We start from the raw sequence: 15525 nt of genomic DNA on the forward strand, positions 1-15525 counted from the left end.
GTCCATGCCTCCGCAGCAGCCCCAGTACCCGTACGGCCAGCAGCCGCAACAGCCGTACCAGGGTGCCTACGGGCAGCCGTACCCGCAGCAACAGCCCTACGGTCAGCCGCCGGCCGCGCCGTACGGTCAGCCCCACCCCGGGGCATGGCCCCCGCCGCCGCCCAAGAAGAACGGGCTGAAGATCGCCTTCGCCGTCGTGGGCGGAGTCGTCGGCCTGATCGTGGTGGGGGTGGTGGGCCTCGGTGTCCTGGGGTTCAAGAACGAGCAGAGCTTTCCCGAGGCCGAGTACATGCTGACGCTGCCCGAGACCCTGCTCGACGGTGAGTACGAGCTGGACCAGGACCTCTCCGACTCCGAGGGGCAGGAGCTGGAGGAGGAGGCGGAAGGCGCCTGGGACGCGCGGGACATCAAGGCCGCGATCGGCCAGTACAGCTCGGGCGACGACGCGGCGGGCGGTCTGGCGATCTCGGGGATGTACGGCCGCTTCAAGAACGCCGATGACACCCGTGAGCGGATGCTGGAGGGCGCGGCCGACAGCGACGGTGTGTCCGTCGCCGTGCAGCCGGAGGACTTCACGCCGTCCGGCTCGGACACCACGCTCACCTGCCAGGTGGGAGTCATGGAGGAAGCGGGCACCGAGGTGACCGTACCGATGTGCAGTTGGGCGGACGGGAACACCGGCGCGATCGTTCTGGAGATCAACGCCGAAGGTGTGACGCGGGAGCCCGCCGAGGTGGATCTGGACGCCTTCGCCGAGCGGGTCCACCAGATCCGCTCCGAGATCCGGAAGCCGATCGGCTGACCACGTCGGGCGATCGTTCACGGCCTGCGCCGCGCGGTCACGCGGGGAGGAAGCCCGGCCACCAGGGTGGGACGTTGCCCGGGCACAAGGGGGCGGGGTAGGAGTTCGGCATGCCGAGCCATGTCACCAGGAACCAGGTGAACCACAGGGTGAAGACGAGCCCTGCGGCCAGCGCCGCCCCTCGGTGACGTCTTCCGAGGGTGCTGTGCAGGACCACCCACGGAACCGCGGCGGCGATCCATATGAGAGGGGCGAGCAACAGCAAGGTCATGCCGTTGGCCGCCGCACCGCCGCCGATGTCACAAGCGGCCCATGCCCTCCCGATGGCGGCGAGGGACACCACCGCCGTCAGCCCGCCGAAGAGGACGCCGAAGCCGATTCCTCTGAACCGGGGTCTCGCAGGACTCGACGCCTCCGCTCCCACGATCGCCTCCCCCTCGCCGTCAGGTGCGGAGAGTACCAAGAAGGGCGCTGCCGCTAGTCGGCGGTTTTCAGTACCGCTCTCATCACCTCCCTCGCGATCGGGGCCGCGTCGCCGCCTCCGCTGATGTCGCCCCGCGGCGCCTCCGCGTCCTCCACCACCACCGCAACCGCCACCTGGGGTTCCAGGGCGTCCTCCGCCTGCGCCCAGCCGATGAACCAGGCGTAGGGGGTGCCGGAGTTGCCGATGCCGTGCTGGGCGGTGCCGGTCTTGCCGCCCACCGTGGTGTGGGGGAGGGCGGCGTTGGTGCCGGTGCCGTGTTCGACGACGCCCCGCATCAGGTCGCGGAGCCGGCGGGCGGTGCGGGGGGTCATGGCCTGGCGGAGGGTTCGGGCGGCGGTGGCGGAGACGGTGCGGCCGGCGGCCGTGGTGGTGCGGTCCACCAGGTACGGGGATCTGACCAGGCCGCCGTTGGCCACGGCGGCGGTGACGACGGCCATCTGGAGCGGCGTGGCCCTGGTGTCGAACTGGCCGATCGAGGAGAGCGCCAGCTGTGCCCTGTCCATCTCGGTGTCGAAATTGCTGGGGGCGACCGAGAACGGGATCCGCAGGCCCGAGTCGTTGAATCCGAAGGCCCTCGCCGTGTCCCGCATGGCACCCAGGCCCACGTCCACGCCCAGCTTGGCGAAGACGGTGTTGCACGACCATTCGAAGGCATGGCGAAGGGAGGCGTTCTCGCAGCCGTCGACCTCGTTGGAGAGGGAGGTCGTGGTGCCCGGCAGGGTGTACGGGTCGGGGGAGCGGGTGGGGGCGTCGAGGTCGGCGATCAGCCCGGCGTCCATGGCCGCCGCGGCCGTCACCACCTTGAACGTCGAACCCGGCGGATACGTCTGCCGCACCGCCCGGTTGAGCATCGGCTTGCTCTCGTCCCCGTTCAGCCGCGCCCAGGCCTCCGTCACCGACCGGCCGTTCCCGGACAGCACCCCCGGGTCGTACGACGGCCGGGAGACCAGCGTCAGGATGCGCCCGGTGGCCGGGTCGAGCGCCGCGACCGCGCCCCGGCGCGCCCCGAGGCCCCGGTAGGCCGCGCGCTGGGCCGCCGCGTCGATGGTGGTGACGACCTGGCCGCCGGGGTTCCGGTCGCGGGTGATGTCGTTCCACAGCGGCAGGAAGGACAGGCGCGGGTCGCTGCCGTCGAGGACGGAGTCCGCCGCGTGCTCCAGGAGTGTCGTCCCGTACACCTGCGAGACGAAGCCCGTCACCGGCGCGTACAACGGGCCGTCCCGGTACGTCCGTTCGTAGCGCAGCTGCTCCCCGGTGTCCTTCGAGCCGGTGACCGGACGGCCGCCGACCAGGATGTTCCCGCGCGGCTGGCCCCAACGGGCGATCGTCGGGCGGCGGTTGGCCGGGTTGTCGTCGTACGTCCGGGACTGGAAGAGCTGGACGCGGGTGGCGTTGACGAGGAGCGCGACCAGCAGCAGCGCGCACAGGCCGGCGGCGCGGCGGATGTACTTGGTCACGCGCCCCTCGCCCCCACGCCGTCGAACCGGTCGTACTGGCTCCTGGCCGAGTCGCTGAGCCGCATCAGCAGGGCGACGATGATCCAGTTGGTGACGACCGAGGAGCCGCCCTGGGCGAGGAACGGCATCGCCATGCCGGTGAGGGGGATCAGCCCGGTCACGCCGCCCGCGATCACGAAGACCTGGAGGGCGATGATGGAGGCCAGGCCGATGGCGAGCAGCCGGCCGAAGGGGTCGCGCAGGGCGAGGCCGGTGCGGTAGCCGCGCTCCACCAGCAGGGCGTAGAGCAGGAAGATGGCGGTGAGGCCGACGAGGCCCAGCTCCTCGCCCACCGTGGCCAGGATGAAGTCCGACTTGGCGGCGAAGCCGATGAGGATGGAGTGGCCGAGGCCGAGTCCGGTGCCGAGCAGCCCGCCGGCGGCGAACGCGAAGAGCGACTGGGCGAGTTGATTGGCACCCTGGCCCGCCTCGATGGACGCGAACGGATGCAGCCAGTCCTCGACGCGGGTGTGCACATGCGGTTCGAGCCAGCCGACGGCCATCGCGCCCACGCACGCCAGCAGCAGCCCCACCGCGATCCAGCCGGTGCGGCCCGTGGCGACGTACAGCAGGATCACGAACAGGCCGAAGAACAGCAGCGAGGTGCCGAGGTCCCGCTCCAGGACCAGCACCCCGACGCTCAGCAGCCAGATGGTGACGATCGGGCCGAGGACGCGCCCGGTGGGCAGTTGGAGGCGCTTGAACCGCCAGATCTGGCGCCCGGCGTACGCCAGCGCGTTGCGGTTGGCCGCGAGATAGCCGGCGAAGAACACCGCGAGCAGCACCTTCGCGAACTCGCCGGGCTGGAGGGAGAATCCGGCGATCCGCACCCAGATACGGGCCCCGTTGACGGGCGGGAAGAGGATCGGCAGCGCCAGCAGCCCCAGCGCCGCCGCCACCGACACATACGCGTACCGCTGGAGCACCCGGTGGTCGCGCAGCAGCACCACGACCACGATGAACAGTCCCACGCCGAGCGTCGACCAGTTCAACTGCGCGGGCGCCGCCCGGTCCGCCGGGGTCTCCAGATCCAGCCGGTGGATCAGCACCAGGCCCAGCCCGTTGAGCAGCACCGCGATCGGCAGCAGCAGCGGATCGGCGTACGGTGCCCGCAGCCGCACCGCGAGATGGGCCACCAGCGCGAGCACAACGAGCCCGGCGCCGTGATCGGCGGCGCCGGGCGGGACGGTGCCGTTCTTCGCCAGACCGACGGCGCAGTAGCCGTAGACGGAGAGCAGGACGGCCGCGACGGTGAGGGTGAACTCGACGCCTCTGCGGCGCAGTAGGCGTACGGCGGGCGGGGACGGGTCCGCGGGATCCGCCGCCAGGGTCGTTCCGGCCTCGGTGTTCATGTCCGGAACTTACCCAAACGGGATGTCTTGTGCGGCTTGTCGCTCAGCTCAGCACCAGCGTGGCGTCTTCCGGGTGGCGATGTAGCGAGCCGAACCCCAGGCCCATGTGCCGTCGGTGAGCAGGTACCAGTTCCGGTTGCCGTCGATGGTCTCGCCCCGGGTCTTGCAGAAGATCTCGACGATCGCGCCGAAGGGTTCGACCCGGACGACCGAGCCGCCCCGGTTCGGCGCGCTGCGCAGAATCAGACCGGTACGAGCGGTGACCTGACCTTCCACGGTGCGTATGTGCCGACCGGGGTCCTCCCAGCCGTCTGCCGCGGCGGGCGTGGTGGCCGCCAGCGCCACGAGAGCGCCACCGGAGGCGGCGGCGCCAAAACGCATGAGCAGATTCCGCAGGGACATATGATTGCTCCTCCGTAAAAGGGGGCGAACCTGACTATTCGCCACGTTAGGAGCCGGGTCCGGGCGGCGCCCGCCGCACTGAGCCATCAGGGGCGCGGGGCTGTGTCGTCTGCGGTTCCGCCACCCGGCAGCCGCAGTGTCGCCAACGCCCCACCCCCTTCCGCGTTCCCGAACTCCAACCGCGCCCCCAGAACCTCCGCCTGCCCCACGGCGATGGTCAGCCCCAGCCCATGTCCCTTGGCGGAGCCCTCCGTTCGGAACCGCTGCGGCCCGTCCGCCACGACGTACTCCGGATACCCGTCCCCGTGATCCCGCACGGTCACCACCGGCCCCTCGACCGTCAGCACCACCGGCGGCCGGCCATGCTTGTGCGCGTTGCCCACCAGATTCCCCAACACCCGCTCCAGCCGCCGCCGGTCCGTCTCGACCCACGCGTCCTCGACGACCCGCACCTCGGTACCGGTCGCACCCCCTCCCACGGCCGCCGCGGCGGCGACCCGCTCGGCCACCACCCCCAACCGGATCCCCTCCACATCCAGCCGCTCACCGCCGGCGTCCAGCCGCGAGATCTCCAGCAGATCCTCGGTCAGCGTCCGCAACGCGGCGACCCGGTCCCGCACCATCTCCGTCGGCCGCCCCGCCGGCAGCAACTCCGCCGCCGCGTGCAGCCCGGTCAGCGGCGTACGCAGCTCATGCGCGACGTCCGCGGTGAACCGCTGCTCGCTGAGCAGCTTCCGCTGCAGCGTGGACGCCATGGTGTCGAGCGCGGCGGCCACCGCGGCCACCTCGTCGCGGTGGCGCGCCGGGTCCGTCGTGCGGGGATCGCCGACCCGCGCGTCGAGGTCGCCCGCGCTGATCCGCCGGGCCACCTGCGAGGTCGTACGCAGTCGCCGGGTGACCTGGGTGACACCGGCCGCCCCCACCGCCAGCGTCACGCCGATGGCCAGCGCCGACGAGCCCAGGATGGCCCGGTCCAGCCCCTCTATCGTGGCCGCGCTCTGGGAGTAGTCGATCCGGACGGCGAGGGCGCGACGGCCGTCGGCGGGGGCCGCCGCCCACATCGTGGGGTACCCGTCGACCTCGGCGACCATCGTGCCGCGCTCCCCGCGCTCGGCCAGTTCGCGCAGCGCCCGCGGCAGCCCCTGCGGGTCGATCCCGGCGCCGGGGATGAGCCGGTTGCCCTGCTCGTACGCGCGCACGGCCTCGTTGAGCCGGGAGAGCGCGCGGGAGCGGGCGTCGCTGACGGTCTGGTTGGTGACGGAGACATGCACGAGCGCGCCGAGCAGCGCGGCCAGCCCGCAGCACATGACCGTGATGAACGCCAGCGCCTTCCAGGTGAGCGAGGCGGCCCAGCGGCGCAGCCGGAACCGCCCGGACAGGCCGCTCACCTCCGGCCGGCCGACGAGGAGGCGGACGGGGACCGCGAGGCGGACGGCGACGGCGAGGGGGCCGCGCCGCCCGACCGGGGCGTGGCCGAGGGAGCCCTCCTCGACGGCGACAGGCCCACGCGAAGGATCTCGTCCCGGGTGAGGAGCATCGCCAGCTGGTCCTCGTCCCAGGTCCACTGGGTGCGGTACTCGTAGCCGACGATCCCCGCCGGGGAGCGGATGATCACCGTACGGCCGGCCAGTTCGACCGCTATCACCGCGTCGTCGCTCGACAGCACCTGCACCAGCCGGTCCTCCTGGAACGTGTACATCCGCACCGCCGTCTGGTTGCCGGGCAGCAGCCGGAAGCCGAGCACCATGTCGTCGCGCCCGTCACCGGTGAGGTCCCGGTAGTAGGCCTTGAGGACCGGGCACTCGGCGCGGTCCCCGCCCCGGTCGCACTCGGCCATGCGCCGGGCCGTCCCCCGGTACAGGGCCTCAGGGCCCGAGTACACCCCCGGGTCGGCGGCGATCTCGGCGCGTACGACCGCCACCGGGTCCACCTTGTGGATGTCGTCGCCGGGCGCCTTGATGCCCTTGACGACCTCCGTCTCGGCCTCGCCGTAGTCGTACGCGGGGGAGGAGGCGGGCGGTTCCCCGGGCCACAGCCGGGTCGGCCCGCTCGCCGTGGGCGTCGCGCCCGCGCTCAGCAGGCCGCCGGAGTCGCCGCACCCCGCCAGCGACAGGGCGACGGCCGCGGCGACGACGGCACCGACGGCCGCGCGCACGGGGCGGCTGGGCAACACGGGGCTCCTGGGTAGGGGACGGGCGCGGGGGACCCCGTCGGGCGGGCGTGAGCTCGTACACCCTATTCGTACGGAAGTCCTTTTTGCGGCTCGGTAGGGGGCCCTATTCGGCGAGTTCCTCCAGTTCCTCCAGGAGCCGGACCGTGGGCAGGCCCGCGTGCAGGTACTCCACGAACAGTTCGTTGTGCAGTGCCCACGGTGAGCGGCGGGTGCGGATCAGACGGATGGCCTCCTCGGGGGAGTGCCCGTCGCGGACGAGCGCGTGCGCCACGACCAGGCCGGAGCGGTTGTACCCGGAGTAGCAGCGGACGAGGACCTTCCGGCCGTCCTCCAGCGCGTCGCACGCGGCCTGCGCCAGCCGCATCACACCCGCCAACTGCGTACCGTCGAGCGGCCCGTCCGGAATCGGCCACACATGGTGCTCCACACCGTCGTCCGGCCCGTGCCCGGGAAGGCGCAGCAGCGTCAGCACGAGATCGAACTCATCCCGGACGACGGCGAGTTCCACCTCTCCACCGCCGGCCCCCGCCGCGTACGCGTGCCCGCCCATCCACAGACCGGGCACGATCTCGCTCCACGGCTCGCGCGGAGCCGGAACGTCGGGTTGCTCCCTGCGCGTCCGCAACGGCGGCCTCCCCTTGGGCCTGTGTCGGAAGTGGCGTCGTCCGCCCGGCGGGTCGTCACCTCAAAGGTAGCCGGGTTCTTGCCGATGGAGCACCCCGCCTGTTCCCATGGTCGGGGGTGATGATGCATGAACGGACTGCGCGTCATACCGACCTGGCGGCACGGACAGGAACGCCTGTACGTGTGCCGTACCGACGGGAGGAACGTCGCCTGGTACGACCGGGAGGCGGGCCGGGTGAACCTCCTGAGCGAGGAGCGCAGAGAGGACGTGCTCGCCGCCCTCCGCCCCTTCCTCACCGGCCCGGTCACGGTGGGCCCGCCCCCCGTGCCGACCGCCGCCGAACTGGCCCGGCTGAGCCTCCACCCCGACGACGACCTCGCCCCCAACCGCCCGGGCGAGGCCCTCCTCGTCGCCCTCGACCGCGACCCCGGGCCACCGCGCCGACTGCGCCCCGACCCGCGCCGGCGCGGCCTCGCGGCCGAGCAGACCGTCGGGGAGGCGCTGGACCGGCTGGAGGGCGCGGGCTGGCGCACCCTGCACTCCGTGCCGCTGCCCGGCGGGGACCGTATCCACCACTTGGTGATCGGCCCCGGGGGACTGTTCTGCGTACGGTCCCTCTTCGCCCGCCGGCAGCGCGTCGTGGTCGCCGACCCCATGGTCACCGTCGGCCGCCACGAGCCGCGCCCTCTCCTCCGCCGCCTCCGGGCCGACGCCGACCGCGCGTCCTACGCCCTCACCGCCGAGGTCCACCCGGTCCTCGCGCTCACGGAGCCGGCCGACCTCCGGGTCACCGCGCCCTTGAGGGAGGGCCGAGTGCTGCGGGACACGGAGCTGCCGGAGCTGGCCCGGACGGGTGGGTTGCTGAAGACCGCCGATGTCGAGGCGCTGTTCGCGGTGGCGAGGGACCGGCACACGTGGGAGAGGCTGTAGGCCTCAGACGCCGGACGGGCTTTTCCCCTTTCGCTCCTTGAAATAGTGGTCCAGCGTCCAGTCGCCGATCTCCTTGCCGATCCGATTGCCGACGACGTCCGCCGTGCGGAAGTGGATGCCGCTCCAGATACGGGCGCCGATGACGTCCCGGTTGAAGTCGGCCGACCTCGTGTACGCGCGGGTCGTGCCGGTCACCTTCGAGGAGACGCGGAAGTCGATGTCGCCGCCGGTCAGCCGGTCGAGTACGGCCATGGCGGCCCCGTCGTCGGCGCAGTGGTCGCCCATGTACTCCGGGTGGGGCGGGGTGTCGAGGAGGGGCTCCCAGGACGGGTCGGCCTCGGTGGCGGGGTTGCCGTCGGTGTCGGCCAGTCGGATCGCGGTGATGGGCCGCCACAGGGCGTAGGTGAACCTGGAGTTCCAGGTGGTGATCGTCGCGTCGGCGGTCGCCGTGCCGAGGGCGGCGAACAGCCGGGCAGCCTCGACGACGTCCAGCTTGTGCCGGGTGACGTGGTCCCGGAAGGCGGCCTGGAACTGCTGCGGCAGCGGGTCCGAGAAGAACAGCGCGGTCCCGGTCTGCCAGGCGGTCCGCTCGGTGCTCTTCTTCGCGCCCACCGCCTTCACCTCGGCGAGGTCCCGCGCGTACCGCTTGGAGGTCGGCTCGGGCGGCGGGGGCGGCAGGAACTGGTCGGGCGAGTGGGCGACCATCGGCCGCGCTTCGCGAGCCAGGTGTTGCCGAAGGGGGCGTTGCCCGGCGGGGTGGGCCGCCAGACGCCGGGGCCCGGCTTCCTGTCGTACGGGATCTTCGCGTCCCGTCCGTCGTTCTCGCGCAGCGAGACCAGATGCGCGGCGGCCCGCTCGCCGAAGCGGACGCCCTCGTTCTCGGCCCACCCGTCGGGGATCTTCGCGAGGGAGTCGGCGTACGCGGTCTCGATCCGGTTCTTCGAGGCCGGGAAGTAGGTCAGCAGCACCCGGCGCGCGGCCGTCGCGGCGGCGGCCTCGGAGGAGGCGCCCGGGCGCGCGCGGGCCTCGCGGCCGTGCCACTTGTACGGGGTGTAGCGACCCTCGATGCCCACCACCGCGTTGTACACGGCGGCCGACACAAAGCCGTACCAGACGAACGGCTCGGCCGTGGGCCGCCGCGCGTCCTCCCCGACCACGGCCGCGGCGGTCCGGTTCCAGTCGACGATCATCCCGGACCCCGGTGCAGTCGGGCGGAGTGCCGATCCGCGCTCCGGTGCGGCCTCCGACACCCGGGGCAGGGCGGCGAGGGTGACGGCGGCGAGGGCTACGGCGAGGGCACGGCGAGTACGGGGGCGGGCGCCTGTGTGACCGTGGCCGGGGTGGCCGGTGACGGAGGTTTCACCCGGGGTGTACGCGGTCTCGGGGATCAGGGGAGGGCGTGGGAGCGGTCCGGGTCGGTCAGCGGGGCCATGAGGTCGCCGTAGTCCTGCAGGCGGGGAGCGATGTCGGAGGCCCGGAACACCAGCCGGCCGGGCGACGTGCACTGCTCGACCTCCTCCCAGGTGACCGGTGTCGACACCGTGGGCTCCGGGCGGGCCCGGAGGGTGTAGGGCGTGGCCGTGGTCTTGCGGGCGGCGTTCTGGCTCCAGTCGACGAAGACCTTGCCGGGGCGCAGGCCGCGCGTCATGCGGTGGACGACGCGGCGGGGCAGGGCCTCCTCCGCCTCCATCGCGAGCTCCTTGGCGTACTCCGACACCCGTTCGGACGACGCGCCGTGCACCGCCGCCAGCAGATGCAGCCCCTTCGAGCCGGATGTCTTCGCGTACGCCTCGATGCCGTCCGCCGCGAGCCGTTCCCGCAGCCAGCGGGCGACCACGCAGCACTCCACGACCGTCGCGGGCGCCCCCGGGTCCAGGTCGAAGACCAGCCGGTCGGCCTCGTCGGGGGTGCGGACCGTCCACTGCGGGGTGTGGTACTCGGTGACGAGGTTCGAGGCCCACATCAGGCTCGCCAGGTCCTGTACCAGCACCATCCGGGCCGGTCCCTCCATCAGCCGTACCTCGGCGGTGGTGACCCATTCGGGTGTGCCCGGCGGCACGTTCTTGGTGAAGAAGACCTGGCCGTCCGGGCCGTCCGGGTAGCGCAGGAAGGAGACCGGGCGGTCGCGCAGATGCGGCAGCAGGGCGTCGGTGGCGTAGTAGTGCAGCAGTTCACCCTTGGTGAAGCCGGTCGCCGGGTGGAGGACCTTCTCCAGATTGGACAGGGCGACCCTGTGACCCTCCACCTCCGTGATCGGCGTCATACGACGAGAATGGCATGAAAACGCCACGAAGCATCTCAAAGAGGCCATTGGGTTCGAGGCGGCTGTCGGCGGGCGCCCGGGATCGGCCGGAGATACGGTGTGGGGGCACCGAGGAGGCTCAGGGTCACCGGAGACGTCCGGCACCGCCGCCGATGCGGATCTACGCGAAAGGTGCGTGCTTGCTCGTGCGATCCATCTGGAACGGCGCCATCTCCTTCGGTCTGGTCAGCATCCCGATCAAGCTGGTGAACGCGACCGAGAGCCATTCCGTCTCCTTCCGCCAGATCCATCTGGACGACGGTGGTCGCATCCGTTACCGCAAGGTGTGCGAGCTGGAGGAGCGCGAGGTGACGCAGGGGGAGATCGGCAAGGCGTACGAGGACGCCGACGGCACGATGATCCCGATCACGGACGACGACCTCGCCGCACTGCCGATCCCGACCGCCAGGACCATCGAGATCGTGGGCTTCACACCCGCCGAGCGCGTCGATCCGCTCCAGATGGACGCCGCGTACTACCTGGCCGCGAACGGAGTCCCCGCCGCCAAGCCGTACACCCTCCTGCGTGAGGCGCTCAAGCGCAGCGGGAAGGTCGCCATCTGCAAGTTCGCGCTGCGCGGGCGGGAGCGGCTGGGGATGCTGCGGGTCGTGGACGACATACTCGCCATGCACGCGCTGCTCTGGCCGGACGAGATCCGGACACCCGAGGGGGTCGCCCCGGACACGAGCGTCACCGTCCGCGACAAGGAACTCGATCTCGCCGACGCCCTCATGGACACGCTCGGTGAGGTCGACATCGAGTCCCTCCACGACGACTACCGGGAGGCCGTCGAGGAACTCATCGCCGCCAAGGCCTCCGGCGAAGAGCCGCCCTCCGTCCCGGCCGCCGAACCGGGCGGCAAGGTACTGGACCTGATGGTGGCCCTGGAGAAGAGCGTCCGGGAAGCCAAGGAGTCCAGAGGCGAGGCGGTCGCGGAGGTCACCACGATCCCGGCCCGCCCCACCCCCAAACAACCGTCCGGCAAGAAGTCCACGTCCACGGCCAGGAAGACAGCCGCCCCCTCGACCGCCTCGGCGAAGAAGTCCACGGCCGAGTCCACGGCGAAGAAGACGACGGCGAAGAAGACGACGACGGCGAAGAAGACGGCGGAGACGAAGACGGCGGAGACGAAGACGGCCGCCGAGAAAACCACGGCCAAGGACAACCCCGCGAAGAAGGCGTCCACCCGCAAACGCTCCGCCTGACCACGGCCGGTGCCGGACCGGCCGATGGCCCACACACGGCTCTACGTCACCCGGCGGAGCGCCAGGACCGCGTTGTGGCCGCCGAAGCCGAAGGAGTTGCTGAGGGCCAGGTCGCCGTGCCGGGGGAGGGGGCGGGGGGCCTTGGTGACGAGGTCGAGGTCGATCGTGTCGTCGGGGGTGGTGCAGCCGATGGTGGGTGGGACGAGCCGGTGGTGGAGGGTGAGGGCGGTGGCGACCGCCTCGACCGCGCCGGCGGCTCCCTGGAGGTGACCGAGGGCGCCCTTGAGCGCGGTCACCGGAACCCGGCGCCCCAGCACGGCGGCGAGCGCGTTCGCCTCGGCGAGGTCGCCGTCGACCGTGGCGGTCGCGTGGGCGTTGACGTGGACGACGTCGGAGGGCGACCCGTCGGCGTCCCGCAGGGCTCGGCGCAGCGCGAGTGCGACCCCCGTGCCCGACGGGTCCGGCGCGGCCATGTGGTGGGCGTCGGCGGACAGACCCCAGCCCGCGGCCTCGCAGTAGACGCGTGCGCCGCGGGCCCGCGCGTGCTCCTCGGCCTCCAGCAGCAGGAAAGCCGCGCCCTCACCGTTCACGAACCCGTCCCGGTCCTTGGCGAAGGGGCGGGACGGACTCTCGCCGCTCTCGTCCAGCCCGTACCGGGACAACGCCCGCATCGCCGCGAAGGACGCCATGATCGCCGGCGTGACGACCGCCTCCGCCCCGCCCGCGAGCGCCACGTCGACCTGGCCGTACCGTATGCGGTCGACGGCCTGCCCGATCGCCTCGGTGCCGGAGGCGCACGCGCTGGTGACGGTACGGGCCTCGCCGGTGATGCCGAGGTCGAGGGAGACCTGCGACGCCGCCTGCGAGGGCACGCACATGGGGGTGGTGAGCGGGGAGACGTGCCGTGGGCCCCGGTCGCGCAGCTGCCGGTCGCCGGCCACGAGCACGGAGGCGTCGCCCAGGATGGCCCCGGCCGACACGCCCACCCGCTCCGGAGCGAGCCCGCTCTCGGCCGCACCGGCGGGATCGAGACCACCGTCCCGCCACGCCTCCCGCGCGGCCAGCACCGCGAACCGCGCGGCCCGGTTCATCCGCCGGGCACGGGGCCGGGGCAGCAGCTCGGCGGGATCCACGGGTACGGTCCCCGCGACCCGCACGGGTAACCCCGCGAACTCCTCCCCCTCCAGCTCCCGGATCCCACAACGCCCTTCGAGCAGCCCCCGCCACAGCGCGGCCACCCCCACCCCGAGCGGCGTCACGGCCCCCAGCCCCGTGACGACCACCCGCCGCCCCACCGAGTACGAATGCGCGTACGAGTCCGACATGAACCAGCCCCCTGCCCAGCCGAGTCCCGCCCTGCCCGACACCTGCTGCTCAGGGAGATGGTTCCCCGTTCAACCGCCTCTTGCACGCCTACGGCCCCGCGGCCCCCTCAGAGCACTTTCGCCCGTACCAGCGCCGACAGCACCAGCGTCCCCGGCAGCAGGGGCAGCCAGATCGTCAGGAGCCGGTAGCCGATGACGGTCGTGGTGGCGAGGGCGGCGGGGGCGCCGAAGGCGACGAGGGTGAAGACGAGGGCCGCGTCCATGGGGCCGAGCCCGCCCGGCGCGGGGACGGCTCCGGCGGCCGTGCTGGCGACGAGGTAGGCGAAGAGCATCTGGGGCCAGGAGACGGGCAGGCCGAGCGAGGAGCCGACCGACGCGACCACGGCGCCCTGGCAGAGGGGGAAGGCGGCGGCCCCGCCCCAGAGGGCGAGCGCGCGGACGGGGCGGCTGTGGACGAGCCGCGTGTCGGTGAGGGCGTTGCGCAGCCCTCCGATCAGAGGCTGACGCAGCGGTCGTACGGTCGTGATCAGGGTGACCACGGCGGCGAGGCTGACGGCGCTGATCGCACCGACCAGGGCGAGCGTCTCGCCCTTCGGGAGCAGCTCGGCGAGACGGAGCGTGCCCGGGAAGGCGACCAGGAAGGCGAGGATCACCACGGTCTTGGCGATCGGCTTGACCGCCGAGTACAGAGCGAGCGAGGTGGTGGCGCGGGCCAGGGGTATGCCACGGCGGCGCAGGAAGCGCAGGACGACCGCGTGCGCGCCGATGTTGCCCGGCAGCGCGTGGCCCGCCGCGCCCGCCGCGAACTGCGTGGCGAGCAACTGCCCCGGCGGCAGCCGCTCGGGCACCGCGCCCTGCCGTATGCACGCGGAGGCCACGGAACACAGGCCGGTGAAGAAGACCCCGGCCAGCAGCCACAGGGGATGGGCCGAGGCCAGACGGACGGCACCGCCGTGCACCGTCCGCCAGTCCACGGCCGCCCACACCCCGAGCAGCACCAGGGGCAGCAGGCTGAAGGCAAGGCGCAGCCGGCGCATGGTGGCGGGGGAGCGGGCGGGGAGGAGGCGCCGCAGCCCGGCGGGCAGGGGGAGCCGGGAGGTGCAGGGGTCGGGGGCGGTGTCAGGGGCGGGTATGGGGACGGGGGCGGTGTCAGGGACGGGTATGGGGGCGGTGGGCCGCGAGGGGGGCGGCGCGTCGAGCGGGAGCGGGAACAAAGGGCACGTCGTCCTTCCGCGTCGCGCCGGTACGGCGGGGGACCGCACCGGCGGAGGCAGGGCGTGACAAGAACGAGGGGGACGACAGGACCGTTCCCGCTCGACGTGACGCCCAAGTGTGGCGAAGTCGAATTCCCTCCACCGACGGAGCCACTGTCAGGCGTCCACGCAGGGACTTTGTACTCCCCCGTACCCTTCTGCGGCCGATGTTGTGATTCGAGTCACGCAAGGTCTAGGGTTGAAGCGCTTGGCAGGTCGCCCCGGGGGCGAGCCGGGTGGCGGTGCGCGACGGGATGACCTCCAGACGAGGAAGTGATCCCGTTGTCCGTCGCCTGGGACGACATCGGCGGTCTCGTCGATGCCCACGAGCGTTTCCTCGCCGGCGCGCGAGTCGAATCCGACGTCCGGGACCCGGTGCTGGACTCCTGGAAACGGTGCCGTTCCGCGGGACTGGAACCACATCGTCTGCTGATTCCCTACGCGCCCGACCTGGCCATGGACGACCCCTTCCTGCGCGCGGCCGACCCGGTGCTCGGCCGGCTCACCGCCTCCCTCGCCAACGTGAGCATGACCATAGTGCTCTGCGACGGGCAGGCCCGTATGGTCCAGCGGCACGGCGGCGACCGACACCTCCTGACCCGCCTCGACGAGGTGAACTTCGCGCCCGGCTTCTGCGCCTCCGAGGCGGTCGCCGGCACCAACGGCGTCGGCACCGCCCTCACCGAGCGGCAGCCCGTCTTCGTCCTCGGCCGCGAACACTTCGCCGACTGCCTCTCCCCCTTCGCCTGCGCCGGCGCGCCCGTACGCAATCCGCTCAGCGGCCGGATCGAGGCCATCCTCGACCTGACCTGTCTGCGCGACGACGGCGACCCCGCCATGGTGCGGCTCGTCCGCGAGGCCGCCCACGACATCGAGGCACGTCTCCTGGAACAGGCCACGGAACGGGAGCGGGCGCTGCTCGCCGCGTACCGCAGGGCCGCCGTCCAGGACACGGCCGGTTCCGCCGAGGCCTGGCCCCGCCAGCCCGACGCCCCGCCCGGGACGCCGGGCGGGGGTGGCGACGGTGCGAGCCTCGGACGCGTCGACCTCGCCGTCCTCCGCGAGAAGGCCGAGGAACTCATCGCCTCCCCCCACCGCACCCTCGACGAGGTCGCCCTCTCCGGCGGCCGGGTCGCCACCCTCCTGCGCCATCCCGTCATGGGCGCCGCCGGAGAG

Annotated in this window: 16 protein-coding genes; 4 read left to right on the top strand and 12 right to left on the bottom strand. The window is 72.6% G+C overall.

From position 1 onward, the window contains the following. Positions 1-4 precede the first annotated feature (4 nt). Positions 5-802 (top strand): hypothetical protein, encoded by a 798-nt coding sequence (locus STRIP9103_RS18815; protein WP_234022240.1) that lies wholly within the window; start codon positions 5-7, stop codon positions 800-802. 37 nt (positions 803-839) lie between these two features. On the opposite strand, the gene STRIP9103_RS51600 is transcribed toward STRIP9103_RS18815, so the two are convergent. The 7 genes from STRIP9103_RS51600 to STRIP9103_RS18850 form a co-directional block, all read right to left on the bottom strand. Further along, positions 840-1226 carry a hypothetical protein gene (locus STRIP9103_RS51600; protein WP_009314661.1) on the bottom strand — a complete coding sequence of 129 codons (387 nt, stop codon included), beginning with the start codon at positions 1224-1226 and terminating at the stop codon, positions 840-842. Between the two features lie 53 nt (positions 1227-1279). Next, positions 1280-2743 (bottom strand): peptidoglycan D,D-transpeptidase FtsI family protein, encoded by a 1464-nt coding sequence (locus STRIP9103_RS18825; RefSeq protein ID WP_009314646.1) that lies wholly within the window; start codon positions 2741-2743, stop codon positions 1280-1282. After that, the gene (locus tag STRIP9103_RS18830) at positions 2740-4134 is read right to left on the bottom strand and encodes an FtsW/RodA/SpoVE family cell cycle protein (RefSeq protein WP_009314660.1); all 1395 of its coding nucleotides are present in this window, start codon (positions 4132-4134) and stop codon (positions 2740-2742) included. The genes STRIP9103_RS18825 and STRIP9103_RS18830 overlap by 4 nt, the downstream gene beginning before the upstream one ends. 48 nt (positions 4135-4182) lie before the next feature. Next, on the bottom strand, positions 4183-4536 hold the full coding sequence (locus STRIP9103_RS18835) for an SH3 domain-containing protein (protein WP_009314679.1): 354 nt from the start codon (positions 4534-4536) through the stop codon (positions 4183-4185). Between the two features lie 86 nt (positions 4537-4622). Next, entirely contained in the window at positions 4623-5924 is a 1302-nt protein-coding gene (locus tag STRIP9103_RS18840) for a sensor histidine kinase (RefSeq protein ID WP_009314664.1), read from the bottom strand. Further along, positions 5921-6709, bottom strand: a complete 789-nt coding sequence (locus tag STRIP9103_RS18845; protein ID WP_009314643.1) for a hypothetical protein — start codon at positions 6707-6709, stop codon at positions 5921-5923. The genes STRIP9103_RS18840 and STRIP9103_RS18845 overlap by 4 nt, the downstream gene beginning before the upstream one ends. Before the next feature lie 103 nt (positions 6710-6812). Then, positions 6813-7334: a protein-tyrosine phosphatase family protein gene (locus tag STRIP9103_RS18850; protein ID WP_048820542.1), complete on the bottom strand. Its 522-nt coding sequence runs from the start codon at positions 7332-7334 to the stop codon at positions 6813-6815. 126 nt (positions 7335-7460) lie between these two features. Between STRIP9103_RS18850 and STRIP9103_RS18855 the strand changes: the two genes are divergently transcribed. Then, on the top strand, positions 7461-8264 hold the full coding sequence (locus STRIP9103_RS18855) for a nuclease-related domain-containing protein (RefSeq protein WP_048820543.1): 804 nt from the start codon (positions 7461-7463) through the stop codon (positions 8262-8264). 3 nt (positions 8265-8267) lie between these two features. Here STRIP9103_RS18855 and STRIP9103_RS45250 read toward each other — a convergent pair whose 3' ends face one another. The 3 genes from STRIP9103_RS45250 to ligD form a co-directional block, all read right to left on the bottom strand. Then, positions 8268-8969 carry a vanadium-dependent haloperoxidase gene (locus STRIP9103_RS45250; RefSeq protein ID WP_052315578.1) on the bottom strand — a complete coding sequence of 234 codons (702 nt, stop codon included), beginning with the start codon at positions 8967-8969 and terminating at the stop codon, positions 8268-8270. Beyond that, positions 8882-9454: a hypothetical protein gene (locus tag STRIP9103_RS45255; RefSeq protein ID WP_009314676.1), complete on the bottom strand. Its 573-nt coding sequence runs from the start codon at positions 9452-9454 to the stop codon at positions 8882-8884. The genes STRIP9103_RS45250 and STRIP9103_RS45255 overlap by 88 nt, the downstream gene beginning before the upstream one ends. A 197-nt stretch (positions 9455-9651) precedes the next feature. Next, the gene (gene ligD, locus STRIP9103_RS18865) at positions 9652-10527 is read right to left on the bottom strand and encodes a non-homologous end-joining DNA ligase (RefSeq protein WP_009314674.1); all 876 of its coding nucleotides are present in this window, start codon (positions 10525-10527) and stop codon (positions 9652-9654) included. 185 nt (positions 10528-10712) lie between these two features. Here ligD and ku point away from each other — a divergent pair, with 185 nt between their 5' ends. Beyond that, entirely contained in the window at positions 10713-11771 is a 1059-nt protein-coding gene (gene ku / locus STRIP9103_RS18870; protein ID WP_009314681.1) for a non-homologous end joining protein Ku, read from the top strand. A 41-nt stretch (positions 11772-11812) separates the two neighbouring features. On the opposite strand, the gene STRIP9103_RS18875 is transcribed toward ku, so the two are convergent. Both STRIP9103_RS18875 and STRIP9103_RS18880 read right to left on the bottom strand, forming a co-directional pair. Continuing rightward, a complete protein-coding gene (locus tag STRIP9103_RS18875; RefSeq protein ID WP_009314654.1) occupies positions 11813-13096 on the bottom strand; it encodes a beta-ketoacyl-[acyl-carrier-protein] synthase family protein in 1284 nt (427 codons plus the stop codon). A 107-nt stretch (positions 13097-13203) separates the two neighbouring features. Beyond that, positions 13204-14310 (bottom strand): lysylphosphatidylglycerol synthase transmembrane domain-containing protein, encoded by a 1107-nt coding sequence (locus STRIP9103_RS18880; protein WP_009314658.1) that lies wholly within the window; start codon positions 14308-14310, stop codon positions 13204-13206. Positions 14311-14622: 312 nt separating this feature from the next. On the opposite strand from STRIP9103_RS18880, the gene STRIP9103_RS18885 reads away from it, so the two are divergent. Beyond that, the coding region (locus STRIP9103_RS18885) for a GAF domain-containing protein (RefSeq protein WP_048820545.1) at positions 14623-15525 on the top strand (903 nt) is incomplete at its 3' end.

It is taken from the genome of Streptomyces ipomoeae 91-03 (assembly GCF_000317595.1).
Taxonomy (GTDB): domain Bacteria; phylum Actinomycetota; class Actinomycetes; order Streptomycetales; family Streptomycetaceae; genus Streptomyces; species Streptomyces ipomoeae.